Annotated in this window: 13 protein-coding genes; 6 read left to right on the forward strand and 7 right to left on the reverse strand. The window is 60.4% G+C overall.

What is annotated here, in order from left to right; all coding sequences use genetic code 11:
- Positions 1-4 precede the first annotated feature (4 nt).
- The 5 genes from ACP7B9_RS03710 to ACP7B9_RS03730 are packed head-to-tail and all read left to right on the forward strand — an operon-like array spanning position 5 to position 8,087.
- Complete coding sequence (locus ACP7B9_RS03710) at positions 5-3,718, forward strand: nitrate reductase subunit alpha (protein ID WP_425860871.1); 3,714 nt, start codon at positions 5-7, stop codon at positions 3,716-3,718.
- Positions 3,718-5,448 (forward strand): nitrate reductase subunit beta, encoded by a 1,731-nt coding sequence (gene narH, locus ACP7B9_RS03715; RefSeq protein ID WP_425860873.1) that lies wholly within the window; start codon positions 3,718-3,720, stop codon positions 5,446-5,448. Before ACP7B9_RS03710 ends, narH begins: the two co-directional genes overlap by 1 nt.
- Complete coding sequence (gene narJ, locus ACP7B9_RS03720) at positions 5,445-6,065, forward strand: nitrate reductase molybdenum cofactor assembly chaperone (RefSeq protein ID WP_425860875.1); 621 nt, start codon at positions 5,445-5,447, stop codon at positions 6,063-6,065. The genes narH and narJ overlap by 4 nt, the downstream gene beginning before the upstream one ends.
- A 3-nt stretch (positions 6,066-6,068) precedes the next feature.
- Positions 6,069-6,815, forward strand: coding sequence for a respiratory nitrate reductase subunit gamma (gene narI, locus ACP7B9_RS03725; protein WP_425860877.1), 747 nt, complete (start codon positions 6,069-6,071; stop codon positions 6,813-6,815).
- A gap of 30 nt (positions 6,816-6,845) precedes the next feature.
- Positions 6,846-8,087, forward strand: coding sequence for an MFS transporter (locus ACP7B9_RS03730; RefSeq protein ID WP_425860879.1), 1,242 nt, complete (start codon positions 6,846-6,848; stop codon positions 8,085-8,087).
- Between the two features lie 320 nt (positions 8,088-8,407).
- On the opposite strand, the gene ACP7B9_RS03735 is transcribed toward ACP7B9_RS03730, so the two are convergent.
- From ACP7B9_RS03735 to ACP7B9_RS03750, 4 genes are all read right to left on the reverse strand, one after another.
- A complete protein-coding gene (locus tag ACP7B9_RS03735; RefSeq protein ID WP_425860881.1) occupies positions 8,408-9,199 on the reverse strand; it encodes a strictosidine synthase in 792 nt (263 codons plus the stop codon).
- A gap of 36 nt (positions 9,200-9,235) precedes the next feature.
- Positions 9,236-10,093, reverse strand: a complete 858-nt coding sequence (locus tag ACP7B9_RS03740) for an alpha/beta fold hydrolase (RefSeq protein WP_425860882.1) — start codon at positions 10,091-10,093, stop codon at positions 9,236-9,238.
- Positions 10,094-10,158: 65 nt separating this feature from the next.
- Positions 10,159-11,154, reverse strand: a complete 996-nt coding sequence (locus ACP7B9_RS03745; RefSeq protein WP_425860884.1) for an NADP-dependent oxidoreductase — start codon at positions 11,152-11,154, stop codon at positions 10,159-10,161.
- Positions 11,155-11,197: 43 nt separating this feature from the next.
- Complete coding sequence (locus ACP7B9_RS03750; RefSeq protein WP_425860885.1) at positions 11,198-12,064, reverse strand: alpha/beta fold hydrolase; 867 nt, start codon at positions 12,062-12,064, stop codon at positions 11,198-11,200.
- Between the two features lie 389 nt (positions 12,065-12,453).
- Between ACP7B9_RS03750 and ACP7B9_RS03755 the strand changes: the two genes are divergently transcribed.
- Positions 12,454-13,599, forward strand: coding sequence for an NADH:flavin oxidoreductase (locus tag ACP7B9_RS03755; RefSeq protein ID WP_425860887.1), 1,146 nt, complete (start codon positions 12,454-12,456; stop codon positions 13,597-13,599).
- Between the two features lie 328 nt (positions 13,600-13,927).
- Here the strand turns inward: ACP7B9_RS03755 and ACP7B9_RS03760 are convergent, their stop codons facing one another.
- The 3 genes from ACP7B9_RS03760 to ACP7B9_RS03770 all read right to left on the reverse strand — a co-directional run bounded on the left by ACP7B9_RS03760 (position 13,928) and on the right by ACP7B9_RS03770 (position 16,192).
- Positions 13,928-14,362: a nuclear transport factor 2 family protein gene (locus ACP7B9_RS03760; RefSeq protein WP_425860889.1), complete on the reverse strand. Its 435-nt coding sequence runs from the start codon at positions 14,360-14,362 to the stop codon at positions 13,928-13,930.
- Between the two features lie 333 nt (positions 14,363-14,695).
- On the reverse strand, positions 14,696-14,956 hold the full coding sequence (locus ACP7B9_RS03765) for a GlsB/YeaQ/YmgE family stress response membrane protein (protein ID WP_425860891.1): 261 nt from the start codon (positions 14,954-14,956) through the stop codon (positions 14,696-14,698).
- A 267-nt stretch (positions 14,957-15,223) separates the two neighbouring features.
- Positions 15,224-16,192: a helix-turn-helix transcriptional regulator gene (locus ACP7B9_RS03770; RefSeq protein WP_425860893.1), complete on the reverse strand. Its 969-nt coding sequence runs from the start codon at positions 16,190-16,192 to the stop codon at positions 15,224-15,226.
- Positions 16,193-16,256: the final 64 nt, after the last annotated feature.

A 16,256-nucleotide genomic window follows, 5' to 3' on the forward strand; every position in this document is an offset into this window, starting at 1 on the left:
GGCCATGACTGCCAAACCATTTGTTGCCGGGATTGACGGGCCTGCCTCTGACGTCATGTTGAAGCTGGGCCGCTTCTTCACCAAGTGGGATGAGACGGCTGATTCACGCGCCGTATTCCGGGAGGGCGGCCGTGCGGGCGATGTCTTTTACCGCGACCGGTGGAGCCACGACAAGGTGGTGCGGTCTACACACGGGGTGAATTGCACGGGCTCCTGTTCTTGGAAGGTCTACGTCAAAGATGGGATTATCACTTGGGAATCCCAACAGACCGACTACCCGTCAGTCGGTCCGGACAGTCCGGAGTACGAGCCGCGCGGCTGCCCCCGCGGCGCCGCATTCTCGTGGTACACCTACTCTCCGACCAGGGTTCGATTCCCCTATGCCAGGGGCGTGCTCTTGGAAATGTACCGCGAGGCCAAGTCGCGACTTAAGGACCCCGTGCTAGCGTTTGCCGAGGTGGCCGGCGACCCGGAAAAACGCAGAACGTACCAAAATGCCCGTGGCAAGGGCGGCTTGGTCCGCACATCGTGGGCCGAGGCCCTCGAAATAGCGGCCGCGGCCCACGTGAACACGATCAAGAATTACGGCCCTGACCGGGTCTCCGGTTTTTCGCCCATCCCGGCCATGTCAATGGTCAGCCACACCATCGGCACCCGCTTTGTTCAGCTTATTGGCGGTGTCATGACGTCCTTCTACGACTGGTATGCAGACCTCCCGGTTGCCAGTCCCCAGGTGTTTGGTGACCAGACCGATGTCCCGGAATCCGGCGACTGGTGGGACGCGACTTACCTGATGATGTGGGGCTCCAACGTCCCTGTCACGCGCACCCCCGATGCTCATTGGATGACAGAAGTGCGTTACCGCGGCACGAAGGTCATCGCCGTCAGTCCCGACTATGCGGACAATACGAAGTTCGCCGACGAGTGGCTGCCGGCGGCGGCCGGCACTGACGCCGCTCTGGCCATGGGGATGGGCCATGTGATGCTCAAGGAATTTTTCGTCGACCGGCAGGTGCCGTTCTTTCAAAGCTACGTCCGCCAATTCACCGACCTGCCTTTCCTGATCCGACTGGTGAAGCGCGACGACGGGACGTTCAGTCCCGGAAAGTTCCTCACCGCAGCATTTATCCCCGGCCAGGAAGGGGTGGAGGATGCCGCGTTTAAAACAATGCTTTTTGACAAGGTCACGGGGCATGCGATTGTCCCCAATGGCACTCTGGGACACCGCTATTCCAAGACCGGCGAGGGCAAATGGAACCTTGACTTAGAAGGCGTTGAACCGGCGTTGAGTCTCATGGAAGTCTCCTCCGAAACCACCGAAATTCTCTTACCGTGCTTCGAGGACCCGCAGGGTGCCGGCTCAGTGCTCCTACGGGGTGTGCCCACGGCCATGGTTGACGGTCACCTAGTTACAACGGTGTTTGACCTGATGCTGGCCCAATATGGTGTGGGCCGCCCGGGGCTGCCCGGTGACTGGGCTAAAGACTTCGAGGATGCAAACACTCCGTACACTCCGGCATGGCAGGAGGAAATCACCTCCGTTCCGGCCCAGGCCTGCATCCGTGTGGCTCGTGAATTCGCCCGTAATGCTGAGCAGTCAAAGGGACGGTCCATGATCATCATGGGTGCGGGAATCTGTCAGTGGTTCCATGGTGACACGACCTACCGGGCCATCTTGGCCATGGTCATGCTGACCGGCTGCATGGGACGCAACGGCGGCGGCTGGGCCCACTATGTGGGCCAAGAAAAGACTCGTCCGCTCACAGGTTGGGTGTCGTTGGCCAATGCGCTGGACTGGTCGCGACCGCCGCGGACCATGATCGGTACCGGCTACTGGTACATGCACACCGACCAATGGCGCCAGGACGGCTATTCCGCGGACGCCTTGAAGTCGCCGCTGTCCACCGGGCATCTGGACGGCATGCATACGGCCGACGCCTTGGCGCAGTCGGCGCGGCTGGGGTGGATGCCGTTCTACCCCTACTTCGATGAGAACCCCCTGGATATCGCCGACCAGGCAACAGCCGCTGTGGCCGCGGGGGAGGCTCCCGATGAGAAGACGTGGGTGGCGCGCTCACTGAAGGATCGGACCCTGAAGCCAGCTATCGAGGACATCGACGCCCCGGAAAACTGGCCTCGCACGCTCATCTTGTGGCGGTCGAACCTGTTTGGATCCTCGGCCAAGGGAAACGAATACTTCCTGCGCAACCTGTTGGGCACGCACAATAACGTGATGGGTCAGGACAGTGAGGCCTCCTTGAAACCGCGGGATGTCAAATGGCATGACAAGGGCCCGGAAGGCAAACTCGACTTCCTGATGTCCGCGGATTTCCGGATGACCAGCACCACCTTGTTGTCCGACGTCGTGTTCCCTGCCGCTACTTGGTATGAAAAGCATGACCTCTCCTCCACGGACATGCACCCGTTTGTGCACGCGTTTACCCCGGCCATCGATCCGCCGTGGGAGGCCAAAACTGATTTTGAGATGTTCACGCTGCTGGCAGAGGAATTCTCCCGCCAGGCCGCCGTGCATCTGGGCACCCGCAAGGACCTGGTCAGCGTGCCGCTTATTCACGACACGGTGGGCCAGATCGCCCAGCCCGGCGGCGTGGTCCGCGACTGGCGTGAGGATGGCATCGAAGGGGTGCCCGGGCAAAACATGCCCAATTTCACTGTTGTGGAGCGGGACTATACAGCCATCGCCCACAAGCTGGCCGCCGTCGGACCTCTGGCAGACACACTCGGATTTACTGTCAAGGACGTCAACTACAAACTGGACAAAGCGCTAGGTCATCTGGCCAAGGCGAACGGGGTCATGATGGGCGGGTTTGCCCACGGACGGCCGGCCATCGACACGGATGCCAAGATGGCTGAAGCCATCCTGACGTTCTCCGGAACCTGCAACGGCCAGTTGGCTGTTGCAGGGTTCAAGGAGCTTGAAAAGCGGACGGGCGTGAAGCTGGCGGACCTGGCAGAGGGATCTGAGGAAAAGCATATTTCCTTCGCGATGACCCAGGCCGGTCCGGTGCCCGTCATCACGTCCCCGGAATGGTCAGGCTCGGAGACTGGCGGGCGCAGGTATTCGCCGTTCACACAGAACATTGAACGACTCAAACCGTTCCACACGTTGACGGGGCGCATGCACTTCTTTCTTGATCATGACTGGATGATCGACATTGGCGAGGCGCTTCCGATCTACCGGCCGCCGCTGGACATGCAGCGGTTGTTTGGCGAACCGAAGTTCGGGCCCAATGGCGAGAAAGAGGTGGTGGTCCGCTACCTGACACCGCACTCCAAATGGTCCATCCACTCCGAATACCAAGACAACTTGCTGATGCTCTCGCTTTCCCGCGGTGGACCCACGGTGTGGATGAGTCCGCAGGATGCCAAATCCATTGAGGTGATGGACAACGACTGGGTGGAGTGCGTGAACATGAACGGCGTGTTGGTGGCTCGGGCCGTTGTTAGCCACCGCATGCCGGAGGGTGTTGTGTATGTCTATCACGCGCAGGAGCGCACCATTGATGTGCCAAAGTCGGAGGCTACCGGCCGCCGCGGCGGCATCCACAACTCGCTCACGCGTCTGCTGGTCAAGCCTTCGCACTTGATCGGCGCCTACGGGCAGCAGACCTATGCTTTCAACTACCTTGGCCCCACGGGCAACCAGCGCGACAACGTTTCCACCATCCGCCGTCGTTCCCAGGAGGTGCAGTACTAATGCGTGTTATGGCTCAAATGGGTATGGTCATGAATCTGGACAAGTGCATCGGCTGCCATACGTGCTCTGTCACGTGCAAGCAGGCGTGGACCAACCGGGCCGGCGTGGAATACGTCTGGTTCAACAATGTGGAAACCCGTCCCGGTCAGGGCTATCCGCGCCAGTACGAGGACCAGGAAAAGTGGCAGGGCGGCTGGGAGCTGAATAAACGCGGCCGTCTGAAGTTGAAGGCTGGCGGGCGCGTCAAGAAACTATTGGGGATCTTCGCCAGCCCTGTCCAGCCCGAGCTGAAGGACTACTACGAGCCCTGGACGTACGACTACAAGACGCTGGTCGATGCGCCCCTCGGCGACGATTTCCCGGTGGCGCGGCCCAAAAGCCTGATCACCGGCAAGGACACCAAGATCACCTGGAGCGCCAACTGGGACGACGACCTCGGCGGCACCGCGGAAATGGGCCATCTGGATCCCATCGTTGAGAAGATTCGCCGCGAGTCCGAGGACAAGATCAAATTTGAGTTTGAAAAGACGTTCATGTTTTACCTGCCGCGCATCTGCGAGCACTGCCTGAACCCTTCCTGTATGGCCTCCTGCCCCTCGGGCGCCATATACAAACGCGTGGAAGACGGCATCGTGCTGGTGGATCAGGACCAGTGCCGTGGCTGGCGCCAGTGCGTGACGGGCTGCCCGTACAAGAAGATCTACTTCAACCACAAGACCGGCAAGGCCGAGAAGTGCACCTTCTGCTATCCCCGCATCGAGGTGGGCCTGCCCACCGTGTGCTCGGAGACGTGCGTGGGCCGGCTACGGTATTTGGGCCTCTTCCTGTACGACGCCGACGCCGTCACAGCTGCTGCCTCGGTCACCGATCCGAAGGACCTATACGAGGCTCAGATGGATGTCCTGCTTGATCCCAACGACCCGGCTGTCATGGCCGCGGCCCGAGAGCAGGGCATCGCCGAAGACTGGATTGAGGCGGCGCAAAAGTCGCCCGTGTACGCGCTGACCAAGGTCTACAAGCTGGCGCTGCCCCTGCACCCTGAGTACCGCACCATGCCCATGGTTTGGTATATCCCGCCGCTCTCTCCTGTGGTTGATTTGCTCCGCGATCAAGGGCACGACGCCGAAGATCAGGACGTGCTGTTCGGTGCCATTGAAGCACTGCGGATCCCCGTCGAGTACCTGGCCGAGTTGTTCACGGCAGGGGACACGGAGCGGGTCACGGAGGTGCTGCGAAAGTTGGCGGCAATGCGCTCCTACATGCGCGGTATTTCGATGGGCAACGACCCCGATGACTCCATCCCCGCCTCGGTGGGCATGGACGGGGCCACCATGTACGAGATGTACCGGCTCATGGCCATCGCCAAGTACGACGAGCGCTATGTCATCCCCAAGGCGCACGCCGAACAGGCCCACGACTTGGAAGAGATGGGTTGTTCGTTGGACTTCGACGGCGGCCCGGGCATGGGTGCAATGGGTGACTCCCCGTTCGGAGAGGCCAGCGGGCGGCCCACCCCAGTGGCCGTTGAGACCTTCCACGCTCTGCAGGACAGGCAGACTTCCGATTCGGTGGCTGGCGCCGACACATTGAAGGGTCGGGTGAACTTGCTCAATTGGGATGGCAATGGTGCACCAGCCGGGTTGTTTCCACAGCAGCACCCGCGTGAGCCGTCGGCACCATCCGCCGGCCCCGCCGCCGCCGCCGCGCCGGATGGCGGTGGCGGGGCATGAGCCAGAAGGTACGGGTCACCTACTTGGCCGCGGCTTGGTGCCTTTCCTACCCCGACGACGAATTGCTCGCCCGGGTGCCTTTGATGCGGTCGGCGCTGGGCGAGTTCGGCGGGGCCTTGGCACCGTTTGAGGCTGTGCTGCGTCAGTTTGAGACCATGGACCTGATGGCCTTGCAGGGGCAGTACGTACAGGAATTTGATCTGGGCAAGCGTCATGCCTTGCACCTTTCCTATTGGACTGACGGGGACACCCGGCGCCGCGGTGAAGTACTGGGTGCGTTTAAGAAGGTGTACCGCGGCAGTGGCAGTTTGGTGAACACCCACGGCGAACTGCCGGACTATTTGCCCATGGTCCTTGAATATGCGGCCACCGTTGACCTGGCCGGAGGGCAGGCTTTGTTGCAGCAATATCGGCCCAGCGTGGAACTGATCAAATTCGGGCTGCTCCGTGACAAATTGCCACACACGGACATCCTGGCCGCCGTGTGTGGCACATTGCCGGGTGCATCACCCCTGGATGAGCAGGCCGTCATGCGGATGGCCGGCCATGGCCCGCCCACCGAATCCGTGGGCTTGGATCCTTATGATCCCCGGTTGCTGCCCATGAAAGGGGCCTAAGCAATGGATATTTTCTTGTGGGGCGTGCTGCCGTATGTCATGGTCGTTGTCTTGGTCGGTGGCTCCATTTGGCGTTACCGCTATGACCAATTCGGCTGGACCACCAGGTCCTCACAGTTGTATGAATCCAAGCTCCTGCGCATTGGTTCGCCCATCTTCCACTTTGGCCTGCTGGCAGTCATTGCCGGACACTTCTTCGGTCTGGTCATCCCGAAGTCATGGACTGAGGCTCTTGGCATGTCCGAGAGCCTCTACCACTTCAACGCTTTGTTTGTCGGCTCCATCGCCGGGGTGGGCACCCTCACCGGTATCGTCTTGCTGATTTACCGCCGCCGCAAAACCGGCCCGGTGTTCATGGCCACCACTAAAAATGACAAGCTCATGTATGTGGTGCTGCTGGCGGCCATTGTCTTCGGCTTGTGGACGACGCTGGCGAGTGTGTTCTTTGACGAGCACGGGCTTACCTACCGTGACACCGTCTCGCCGTGGTTCCGGTCGCTGTTCATCTTCCAGCCTGACGTAGCGGCGATGGCCGCAGCGCCGACGTCGTTCCACATCCACACGCTGGTGGGCATGTCGCTGTTTATCGTGTGGCCGTTCACCCGCCTGGTGCACGCCTTTACCGCACCCTTGCACTACCTGTTCCGCCCGTACATTGTCTACCGTTCCCGCGACAAGGGCCCCAGTGTCCGCAACCGCAAAGGCTGGTCTGATGTTGGCACTCGCGACCGGGACACCCGACAACGCTAAGAACCCGGCCATGACTTTGAGGGAGAGACCATGACACAGCACAAGCCGGCAACGGCGGTAGTAGTGCCACCACCTAAGGGCCAGGCCTTGAACCTGACCCTCGCCACCGCAGCGTCCGTGGTGGGGTTCTGGGCGTGGAACGTGATCGCCACGCTCAGCACCCACTACGCCCTGAACATGGAGCTGTCCGCCGGAACCATGAGCATCCTGGTGGCCATGCCCATCTTTGTCGGATCGCTGGGCCGCATCGTGGTGGGCACCATGACCGACAAATTCGGCGGACGAGCAATGTTCACCTTTGTGCTGGTCTCCACCATTCCCATGGTGCTGCTGGTTTCTCTGGGTGGAGCCCTGAACTCGTTTGTGCTGGTGCTGGCAGCCGGTTTCCTGCTCGGTGTTGCCGGCACCGTGTTTGCTGTGGGCATTCCGTTTGTGAGCGCCTGGTATCCGCCTGCCCGCCGAGGTTTTGCCACAGGCGTCTTTGGCGCCGGCATGGGCGGGACCGCGCTGGCCGCGTTCTTGAACCCGCGCCTAGTGAAGTCCATCGGCTACGTGCCCACACATTTAGTTATTGCCGGCGTCTTGGCGCTCATGGCGGCGTTGGTGTGGTTCTTCATGAAGAACGCCCCTAGCTGGACACCCAGCACGGATCCCGTCAGGCCCAAGCTTTTGGCTGCGTCCAAGCTGGCCGTGACGTGGAAAATGTGCTTCCTGTACGCAGTAGTGTTTGGCGGCTTTGTCTCCTTTGCCACCTACCTGCCCACGTATTTGCGCGACGTTTACGCGTTTGATCCGTCAGCTGCGGGTGCCCGTACGGCCGGATTTGCCGTGGCTGCCGTGATCGCGCGGCCTATCGGTGGCGTTCTTGCGGACAAAATCGGCTCCAAGCCCGTAGTCCTCATCTCGCTGGCGGGGGTGGCTGTGCTGGGCTGGTTGGTGGCCCTGGAACCGGTCGCGGATGTGCAGGCTGGCCCGGTGTTTCTCGCCATGGCGGCGGCCTTGGGGCTGGGCACGGGTGGCGTTTTTGCGTGGGTGGGCGTGCTGGCCCCGGAGGGCAAGGTGGGCAGCATCAGCGGCATAGTCAGCGCTGCAGGCGGGCTGGGCGGATACTTTCCGCCGCTGATCATGGGCATGACGTACGATCCTGATGCTGCGAACTACAAGTACGCCATCGGCTTGTCGTTGCTCGTGGCCACCGCACTTGTGGCCCTGGTGTTCACGTTGTTTTTTGTGAAGACACCCGCAAGGCAAGGGACCCAGATTCTGAAATGAGCAGGGGATTCGAACTCGAAGAATACTTGCGTCCGGCTCCGCTAATCAAGGTGTCCATGAAATAGCTTGAACCCACTTCCGTGGAGTCTGGCACCGGGTATTCGAGTAGCTGGGTTGCCCATGCGAAAGATAAATCGTCTTCAGCACCAAAACAAGTACGGGTCATAGTTTCCACCCACTGGATATTTCAACCGGACGGGAACTTAGGGTGGCCGTTTCCACACCACGGCGCATTCCGGTCGTATCACGGTGCAACTGACTCGAGCAAAGACCGGGGCCCGTCCGGTGCGTTGGGGAGGGCATGTGTCGAGAGGGTGCGGTCAGTCGTCGTAGTGGGGGAGGACCTGACCGTCCCGCACAAACGTGAGGATGGCTTCGACGTCGTATGCGTGGATCGCGGATACGTGCGGGGCAAGCAGCTCGGTGAGTTGCGCGGTGCTGCCGGCGTAGAACGCATCGCGTGCAGCGTCGTCGGAGAATCCGAGGATCACGGAAGCGTGCAGGTGGTGCTCGGAGGGGTTGTCGTGGGCAACGTTCGGGGTGTCCCACGTCTTCTCATTCCAGGGCAGGAAAACCTGTGTGCGCAACTTCGTGACTAGCCCCGTCTCGATCAGTACAGGGGTGAGTTCCTTCTTGAGGAACTTGTGGAATGCGATCGTGCCTTCATCCTTCCCTCGACGCAGGTAGATGATCGACCAGGATGTGGGCTTCTCACCGGGGGAGACGTCGTACCAACGGGACGTTCCGGGAGGGCCCGCGTGGAGGAGTGTGCGCCGGAAGATGTTGACCTCATCTTCGTATGCCAGCGCAGTCTGCTTGCGCCCCGCGATGGGGGCGAGGGCGTTCTCGAACGTGACTTCCGCGATCCCGTCGATCTTCCGATCATCCGGGATCGCGGTCTCGATTCCAGCAGCGACGGGCCAGCGGCCGGGATTCTGTTCGGCGAGGTGGATCTGCCGATACTCGTTGAGGCCGGGGGTCGCGGCGATGATGCCTGAGTGCGGCCCCTTCCACCGATCCATACCATCTTGGCGAAGCTTGTCGGTGCGCATCCACAGCAGGATCGAGGATGTGAAGTGCTTGGACGGGACCGGTTGGGTCGTGTCGCTCATGCGGTTCTCCTACAGGGGTTCGGTGGGCTCGGCGGTCTAGATGGTGAGGAACTTCGCGGCGATGGGTGCGAACTTCTCCCAGTACTGAAAGATACCGCCATGAGCGGAGTTGGGGTAGATGATCAGCTCGCTGCCCTTGATGCGCTGATGCAGATCGGCCGAGAGGATGGAGGGGACCATGCGATCGTTGTCGCCGTTGGCGATCAGGGTCGGATGGGTGATCACTGACAAGTCCGACGGCGCGGAACGCCCGTACCGTTGGATGGCCTTGAGCTGGCGGCTGAATGCCTTGTTGCTGATGGGCTTGTCGCGGTCGGTGGTGCGCTCCTTGAGGCGTTCGACGAACGCCTTCCCGGCCTGCTTGCCAACGCTGTCGCGGTTGAAGAAGAGGAATTCCTTCGGATCGGAGCGGGTCATGATGGAGCGGAAGATGTCGTAGTAAGTCACTCCGACAACCTTGTCCATGTCCTTCCCTCCGCGTGCTCCTGTCCCGGTGAGGACGAGCTTGCCGACCAGGTCTGGGTGCTTGACGATGAGGTCTTGGGCGATCATCCCGCCCATTGAGAATGAGAAGATGTCGATCTTGTCGAATCCGAGCGCGGTGATGAACTTGTAGGCGTCGTCCGCGGCTTCCTCTAGGGTGTCGGGTACTGTGCCGGAGGAGGCGCCGACGCCTTGCTGGTCAAAGGTGATGACATGCCGAGATTGAGCGATCGGGTCGATGATGCGCGGGTCCCAGTTGTCTAGGGTTGCCGCCAGGTGCACGAAGAACACGACGGGAACACCGCCCTTCGGGCCGAGCTCGCGGTAGGCAAACGTGACGCCTCCTGCCGTGATGGTCTTCGCTGGGGCTTTTGCGTAGGACGTGATGACAGCTTCGTTAGCTGGGTTCATGATGTTCTCTCTTAGTAGCTCGTGACATTGGCGTGGTGCTGATCTGTCGGTCTGGGGCGGTGCGGCTACGGGACGGTGATGACGGCTTTTCCGCGGATGCCGCCCTTGGCCAGTGCGTCGAGGGCCTGTGGAGTCTCATTGAAGGGAAAAGTCTTTCCTACGACCGGGCGCAGCGCGCCGTTGTCGACGAGCGTCGCGATCTGACGGAGCTGGTCGCCGCTGGCGTCCATGAAGAGGAACTCGTAGCTCACGCCAAGCTTCTTCGCTTGCCTACGGATCTTGCTGCTCAGCACTGTGATCGCCAGGCGCAGTACCGGATTCAAGCCCGACTTCTTCGCGAAGGCAGGGTCGGGAGGGCCGGAAATCCCGATTGCCTTCCCGCCAGGGCGGAGGATGCGCAAGGACTTCTCGAGGTTCTCCCCGCCAAGACTGTCCAGAACTAGGTCGTACTCGGAGAGTTCTTTCTCGAAGTCCTGGGTGCGGTAGTCGATGACGACGTCGGCGCCGAGTTCTCTGGCGAAGTCCGCGTTCTTCCCGGAGGCGGTGGTGGTGACATGGGCGCCGAGGTGCTTGGCGAGTTGGATCGTGATCGAGCCGACGCCTCCCGCGCCAGCGTGGATGAGGACCTTCTGGCCAGGTTGAACGTTCCCTCTGACGACGAGGGCCTGCCACGCCGTGAGGGCCACCAAAGGCAGCGATGCTGCCTCTACGGCGCTGATTGTGGAGGGTGCAAGGGCGAGGTCGGCCTCGTTGATCGCGATGCGTTCAGCAAAGGTGCCGATGCGGTGATCCCGCGGGCGGGCATACACCTGATCGCCAGGCTTGAACCCTGTCACCTTGCTGCCCGTACTGATGACGGTGCCGGCGACGTCGTGGCCCAGAGTCAGAGGGGTTGTATAAGGAAGGATCGCCTTGAATTCGCCTTCGCGGATCTTCTCATCGAGCTGGTTCACTCCCGCTGCGAGCACCTGCACGAGGACATCTCGCTCGCCTACGGTGGGCTCGGGAACCTGGCCTTCGTGCAGGGGTGCCTTGTATTTATCGAAAACGAACGCTCGCATAATGATTTCTCCTTGTTATGAGTCTTGGGGTTGGTAATGGCTGTCAGCGCTGCAAGAACCGCGTGATGATGTCGGTGACAGCGTGCCTGTTCTGAGGAACGACGCCGTGGCCGGAGTCGGTGAAGACGCGTACCTCGGCGTGTGGGAACCGGGCCAACAGTGGGTCAACGTTTTCCAGTGGGACCATCCGGTCGCTGTCGCCGTGCAGGATGAGTGCCGGGCCAGTGAACGTGTTGTCCTGCGGCTGCTCTTGGCCCCACAGATTCACCGCGCGCAGCTGAGCGCGCATCACTGATGGGGCCACCGGCTTGTCGCGACCAGTATGACGCTGCTTGATCCGGGCCTGATAGGCCTTCGCGGACTGCCTGCCATTAGACGTTCGGGTGAAGAACAATAGTGTCGTGGCGGGCGTGAACGTGATCAGACCGCGGAGGATGTTCCGGATCATGACCTTAGTCATCGACGTCAGCCCGGGTCCGCCCTGCGGACCAGTACCGGCCAAGATCACCCGTTCCAGTAGCTCGGGAGCCTGCCGCAGTATCTCCTGGGCGACCATGCCGCCCATTGACAGCCCGAACACATCCACTCGAGACAACCCCAGCGCCCGAATCACGGAGATTATGTCCGTGGCCATGTCCTCGAAACGGTCTTGCACCGACCCGCTGGAAGCCCCGACGCCGCGGTACCCGATCAGGATGACTCTCCGACTTTCGGCTAGGACGTCTACGACCTCCGGGTCCCAGCTATCCAAGTTGGCTCCCAGATGCGTCAGTCCGATTAGGGGTACGCCGCCGTGCTGTCTGCCGAGTTCGCGGTAGACGAATTCCACTCCCGCCGCAGCCACGGTGCGGGTAGAAGAATCGACGAATCGCACCGGAACGGAGTTCTGTCCTTGCTGTGTGTTCGCCATGACGGTTGCTTGCTCCAAACTGTGCTGGGTAGCTATTCGGCGGGGTTCCGCTAATACTAAACATGAGTATACTCAATAATGAACATAATCAATTACTCTGTCAAGGGGGAGGGCGCGTTCTAGTGGCCGGTGCAACACCCCGTGAAAACGGGAGTTGCGATTTCCTGACCAGCTGCTCTAGCAGCGCTTCGTTGGCGGTGCCGGCCGGATGAATCCAGACTTCGAGCCTTGCAGCCAGCCGGTGCATTCATGAAAAGGTGCCGGGGCTCGTCCGCCCATGGGCTTGCCTAGGATTCATGTTGTTAATGGATTAGAGATTCCTCCATGTGACAAGGCTCAAGTTGTGGTCGCATCAGGAATACGGGGTATCCCAGGGAGGTTCCCCTCACATGATGGAATCAGCAGTACAGAACCCCGCCCTTGAAGTATCCGGACTCTTCACCCCGATTGAGGTGAAGTCCCTCAAATTACGCAATCGATTCGCCATGGCGCCGATGACGCGTGCATTTTCACCAGGTGGTGTTCCTCAAGATGATGTTGCCGAGTATTACCGCAAGCGCGCGGCCGGAGGTACTTCATTGATCATCACGGAAGGCACCCTGATTCCTCATCCTGCAGCGGGTCCGGACACGCGCGTTCCTCGAATCTACGGCGAGGAAAGTCTCGCTGGTTGGAAGAGCGTTGTCGACGCGGTCCATGCCGAGGGCAGCTCGATTATTCCCCAGTTGTGGCACTTGGGTGTAAAGCGGGGCAACGAGCCCAGTCTTAACCCCAGTGTTGTCACGGTCAGCCCGTCGGGACTGGGCCTTGATGGGTCACCCCTTGGTCGAGCCTTGACCGGTTCCGACCTTGATGAACTCAAGCAATTCTGGGTTGACGCAGCCGTGAACGCAAAGATGACTGGTTTCGACGGCGTCGAACTCCATGGTGCTCACGGCTATCTCCTCGATGAGTTCCTGTGGGCACAGACGAACGTTCGCGAGGACGGGTATGGAGGCTCACTCGAGGCGCGCACCAATTTCCCGGCAGAGGTCATCGCTGCGATTCGTGCGGCTGTGGGGCCGGACTTCGCAATCGTCTACCGGTTCTCGCAGTGGAAAGAAGGCCACTACGACGCACGCATCGCCCAAACACCGCAGCAGCTAGAGAAGGTCCTGGCACCACTGGTCAACGCCGGCGTTGATGTGCTGCATCCGTCGACGCGCAGACACTGGGAGCCAGCATTTCCGGAACTCTCTGGCGTGGAAGGGGAGTGCGGACTTGCCGGTTGGGTCAAGGCGATCACCGACCTGCCGACCATCACGGTTGGCTCGGTTGGACTGGACGCGGTCTTCACGGACGCATGGAACAAGGATGCTAAGGCTGCCAACACCGATTTGAAGCCACTGCTGGCGCAGTTCGAGCGCGAAGAGTTCGACATTGTGGCAGTTGGTCGTGCGCTCCTCTCTGATCCAGAATGGGTGAACAAGGTCTCCAGCGGTCGACTCGACGACCGGATCTCGTACTCCCGGGAGCACCTCAGCACGTTGAACTGAGGAATACCAGGCTGACCCCGTAGGTAGGAAGTCTCGAGTCATAGCTCGCGACTTCTTCGGCATCATCCTCGCCCAAATCGGCTTTGCCCTAGGTGTGACCATAAGCGGGATCGCCGTGCCCTTTCTGGGTGTCAGCACGCTCCGGTTTGTGGCAATCGTCTTCGTCCTCGGAGCGGGAAGTGGAATTCGCGCTGGAAATTGCGCGGGAAACCACCCCCGGTCGGCAGGCTGACAGCGTGACCGTCAAACGTCGTCGGGCGTTCAGCGTCAATGAACGCGAAGGCCATGCACAGTCCTGCCCGCGAGTGCAGGGCTGTGCAACGGCGTCCTACCAGACCGACGCGACAGTGCGTGAAATTAGCCATTCTCCATCTATGTTCTCGAACCAGCTCCGAAGCTGAAGTTGCCATGTGCCACGGCCTCCCCAAATTGTTGCGTCGGTGATGGTACGGGCGGTGAGGACGGGCGCTCCGGCATCGAGGTCCGCCACCAAGTCGACTTGTCCCATGGAGTGATATTGCATTTGGTGGGTGCGGACATCGTCCATCCACTCATCCTTGGGCTGGACGTACCCGGTCATGTGGGTGAGAGTGAATTCGTAGGTGAGAAGTTCGTTAAGCGCATCGCTGTCACCTCGAACCATGGCTTCACATTCGTCCTCAAAGACGGCGCGGATTTCACCTGCAGTGGCTGGGAAATTGGCATCGGGGCTAGTGGTACTGGGCCAATTGGGCTCCTTGGCACAGCCTGAAAAGGTGAACATTGCTACGGCGTAGATCCTAATTTACGGGGCGACTGTGGGGGAGGGGCGGGGATGGCCGGTATGGGCACGGCTCCCCGGCTTGCCCCGTTCTGGAGCTCATCGGCCGGATTAGCCTCTCGGCGAGGCTGCAGCGGCCTTGGAAGATCTCAGTCAGGGTAGAGGTCTCCGTACAATTCTCATCCTGTCCTGATGTGCCCGAAAGCTCGGGGCAACGGGAATGGTTAGTCGCGGCTAGGCTGCGATTAACGGTCTGGAAGTCGACCTTCTTGAAATGGGTGCAAGTGAGGGGAGGTGCTGGCCTCTTCAGGCCAACACCTCCCCTCACCGTACTTGTCATGCCTTCTTGCGTGTCAACAATCCCCAGATGATCAGGACGATCAGGGACCCGCCAATGGCGAGCAGCCATGTTGACAGTGACCAGAATTCGCTGATGTTGACTTTAAATAGTGCGCTGCCAATCCAGCCGCCAAGGATCGCGCCAACAACACCAAGTACCAAGGTAGCGAGCCAGCCGCCACCCTGTTCTCCCGGCTTAATTGCTTTAGCGATGGCGCCTGCGATAAGGCCCAACACAATCCATCCAATGAATCCCATGATTTATCCCTCCACTGACGGTTCTATTTCTACATCGAATAGCGATGCGGCTAATACGTTACCGGCCAGTAGTCGCTCGGTCTACTTTTCCATCACATTTCTTCTGCGTGGCATGCTATGCGTAACAAAGAATTGCCGAAGGTTCTCTGTCTGAATAGGCAGTATTTCGCCAGACCCTGGCTTGCCAAGGCACGTCACCTGCTGCTTTGACCTAAAGTCGAAATGCAAAGTCAAAGCGTGACGGAGTTAGGGCGACTAGGGCCCGGCCTAACCTTGATACAAAGCTGCCGTGGCGGTGGCAACATCGCGCATCACGGCTTGTGCCTCGGGCGGGCCGGTGACGCGGAGGTGGGCGCCGAATTGCAGCAGCTGGCGCACGGCTTCCACTTGGTCGTAGGCTACGGTGATCTCGACGGTGCCAGAGTCCAGTGGTTTGCTGCCAATGAGTCGTGATCCTAGGATACGCCGGGCCAAGTCAACCCTGTTAAGCGACAGCACCGCAGTGACGGTAATGCCACCGCGGCGCTCCACGCCTGCGCTGAGGTGACGGCTCACGGTGAGCAGTGACTCACCCGGGCGGAGGCATCGGCGGTCCGCGAGGACCTCCCAGTCCTTTACCCTCTCCAGCGAAAACAACCGTGCTGATCCGTTGAAATCTGCTACCAGGTACCAACGGCCGGCTTTCGCTAGGAGACCGTACGGGTCCACGGTGCGCCATGACGCACCCCGCTCGGCGCTACTCCGATAGAAGATCCGCAAACGCCGTCCGGATTGCAGGTCTTTGCCGAGATCGGCGACGCTGGCGCCTTGTGTTTCGGAGCTGAACCAAGGCATATTGTCCACGATGACCAACTCGGACAACGGAAGCATTGACTGGTCTGCCAAAGGGCGACGCGAAGCGAGCTTGCGGTGGGCCGTTCGGGTTGCAACTTCTACGCCAAGCTGCCGCGCCTGACCAGGGTCTAGCCCGAGAAGTTTCAACGCATCGAGTTCAGCAATGCTGAGTCTGGAAACGTCAAGTTGCGATCCCGGCAGCAGAACTACGCCACCGTAGCGGCCACGTTCGGCGAACACGGGCACGTCGGCGTCCGCCAGCGCCGTCACATCGCGCAGAATTGTTCGCGCCGACACATGCAACTCGTCGGCCAATTCTGGGGCGGTCATTCGGTGACGGGTCTGGAGCAACAACATCATCGAGAGTAGGCGCTGGGACTTCATCTCACCATTATTGCTCAATACACGACACTAGATGTCATGTATTGGTGGCAGTCTGTTTATGACCGAATACCCCAACGCAGGA

It is taken from the genome of Arthrobacter sp. TWP1-1 (assembly GCF_049897845.1).
Classification (GTDB): domain Bacteria; phylum Actinomycetota; class Actinomycetes; order Actinomycetales; family Micrococcaceae; genus Specibacter.

Coding starts and splice junctions, on each gene's coding strand:
- ACP7B9_RS03710 (WP_425860871.1), top strand. CDS start 5: ATGACTGCCAAACCATTTGTTGCCGGGATTGACGGGCCTGCCTCTGAC.
- narH (WP_425860873.1), top strand. CDS start 3,718: ATGCGTGTTATGGCTCAAATGGGTATGGTCATGAATCTGGACAAGTGC.
- narJ (WP_425860875.1), top strand. CDS start 5,445: ATGAGCCAGAAGGTACGGGTCACCTACTTGGCCGCGGCTTGGTGCCTT.
- narI (WP_425860877.1), top strand. CDS start 6,069: ATGGATATTTTCTTGTGGGGCGTGCTGCCGTATGTCATGGTCGTTGTC.
- ACP7B9_RS03730 (WP_425860879.1), top strand. CDS start 6,846: ATGACACAGCACAAGCCGGCAACGGCGGTAGTAGTGCCACCACCTAAG.
- ACP7B9_RS03735 (WP_425860881.1), bottom strand. CDS start 9,199: ATGAGCGACACGACCCAACCGGTCCCGTCCAAGCACTTCACATCCTCG.
- ACP7B9_RS03740 (WP_425860882.1), bottom strand. CDS start 10,093: ATGAACCCAGCTAACGAAGCTGTCATCACGTCCTACGCAAAAGCCCCA.
- ACP7B9_RS03745 (WP_425860884.1), bottom strand. CDS start 11,154: ATGCGAGCGTTCGTTTTCGATAAATACAAGGCACCCCTGCACGAAGGC.
- ACP7B9_RS03750 (WP_425860885.1), bottom strand. CDS start 12,064: ATGGCGAACACACAGCAAGGACAGAACTCCGTTCCGGTGCGATTCGTC.
- ACP7B9_RS03755 (WP_425860887.1), top strand. CDS start 12,454: ATGATGGAATCAGCAGTACAGAACCCCGCCCTTGAAGTATCCGGACTC.
- ACP7B9_RS03760 (WP_425860889.1), bottom strand. CDS start 14,362: ATGTTCACCTTTTCAGGCTGTGCCAAGGAGCCCAATTGGCCCAGTACC.
- ACP7B9_RS03765 (WP_425860891.1), bottom strand. CDS start 14,956: ATGGGATTCATTGGATGGATTGTGTTGGGCCTTATCGCAGGCGCCATC.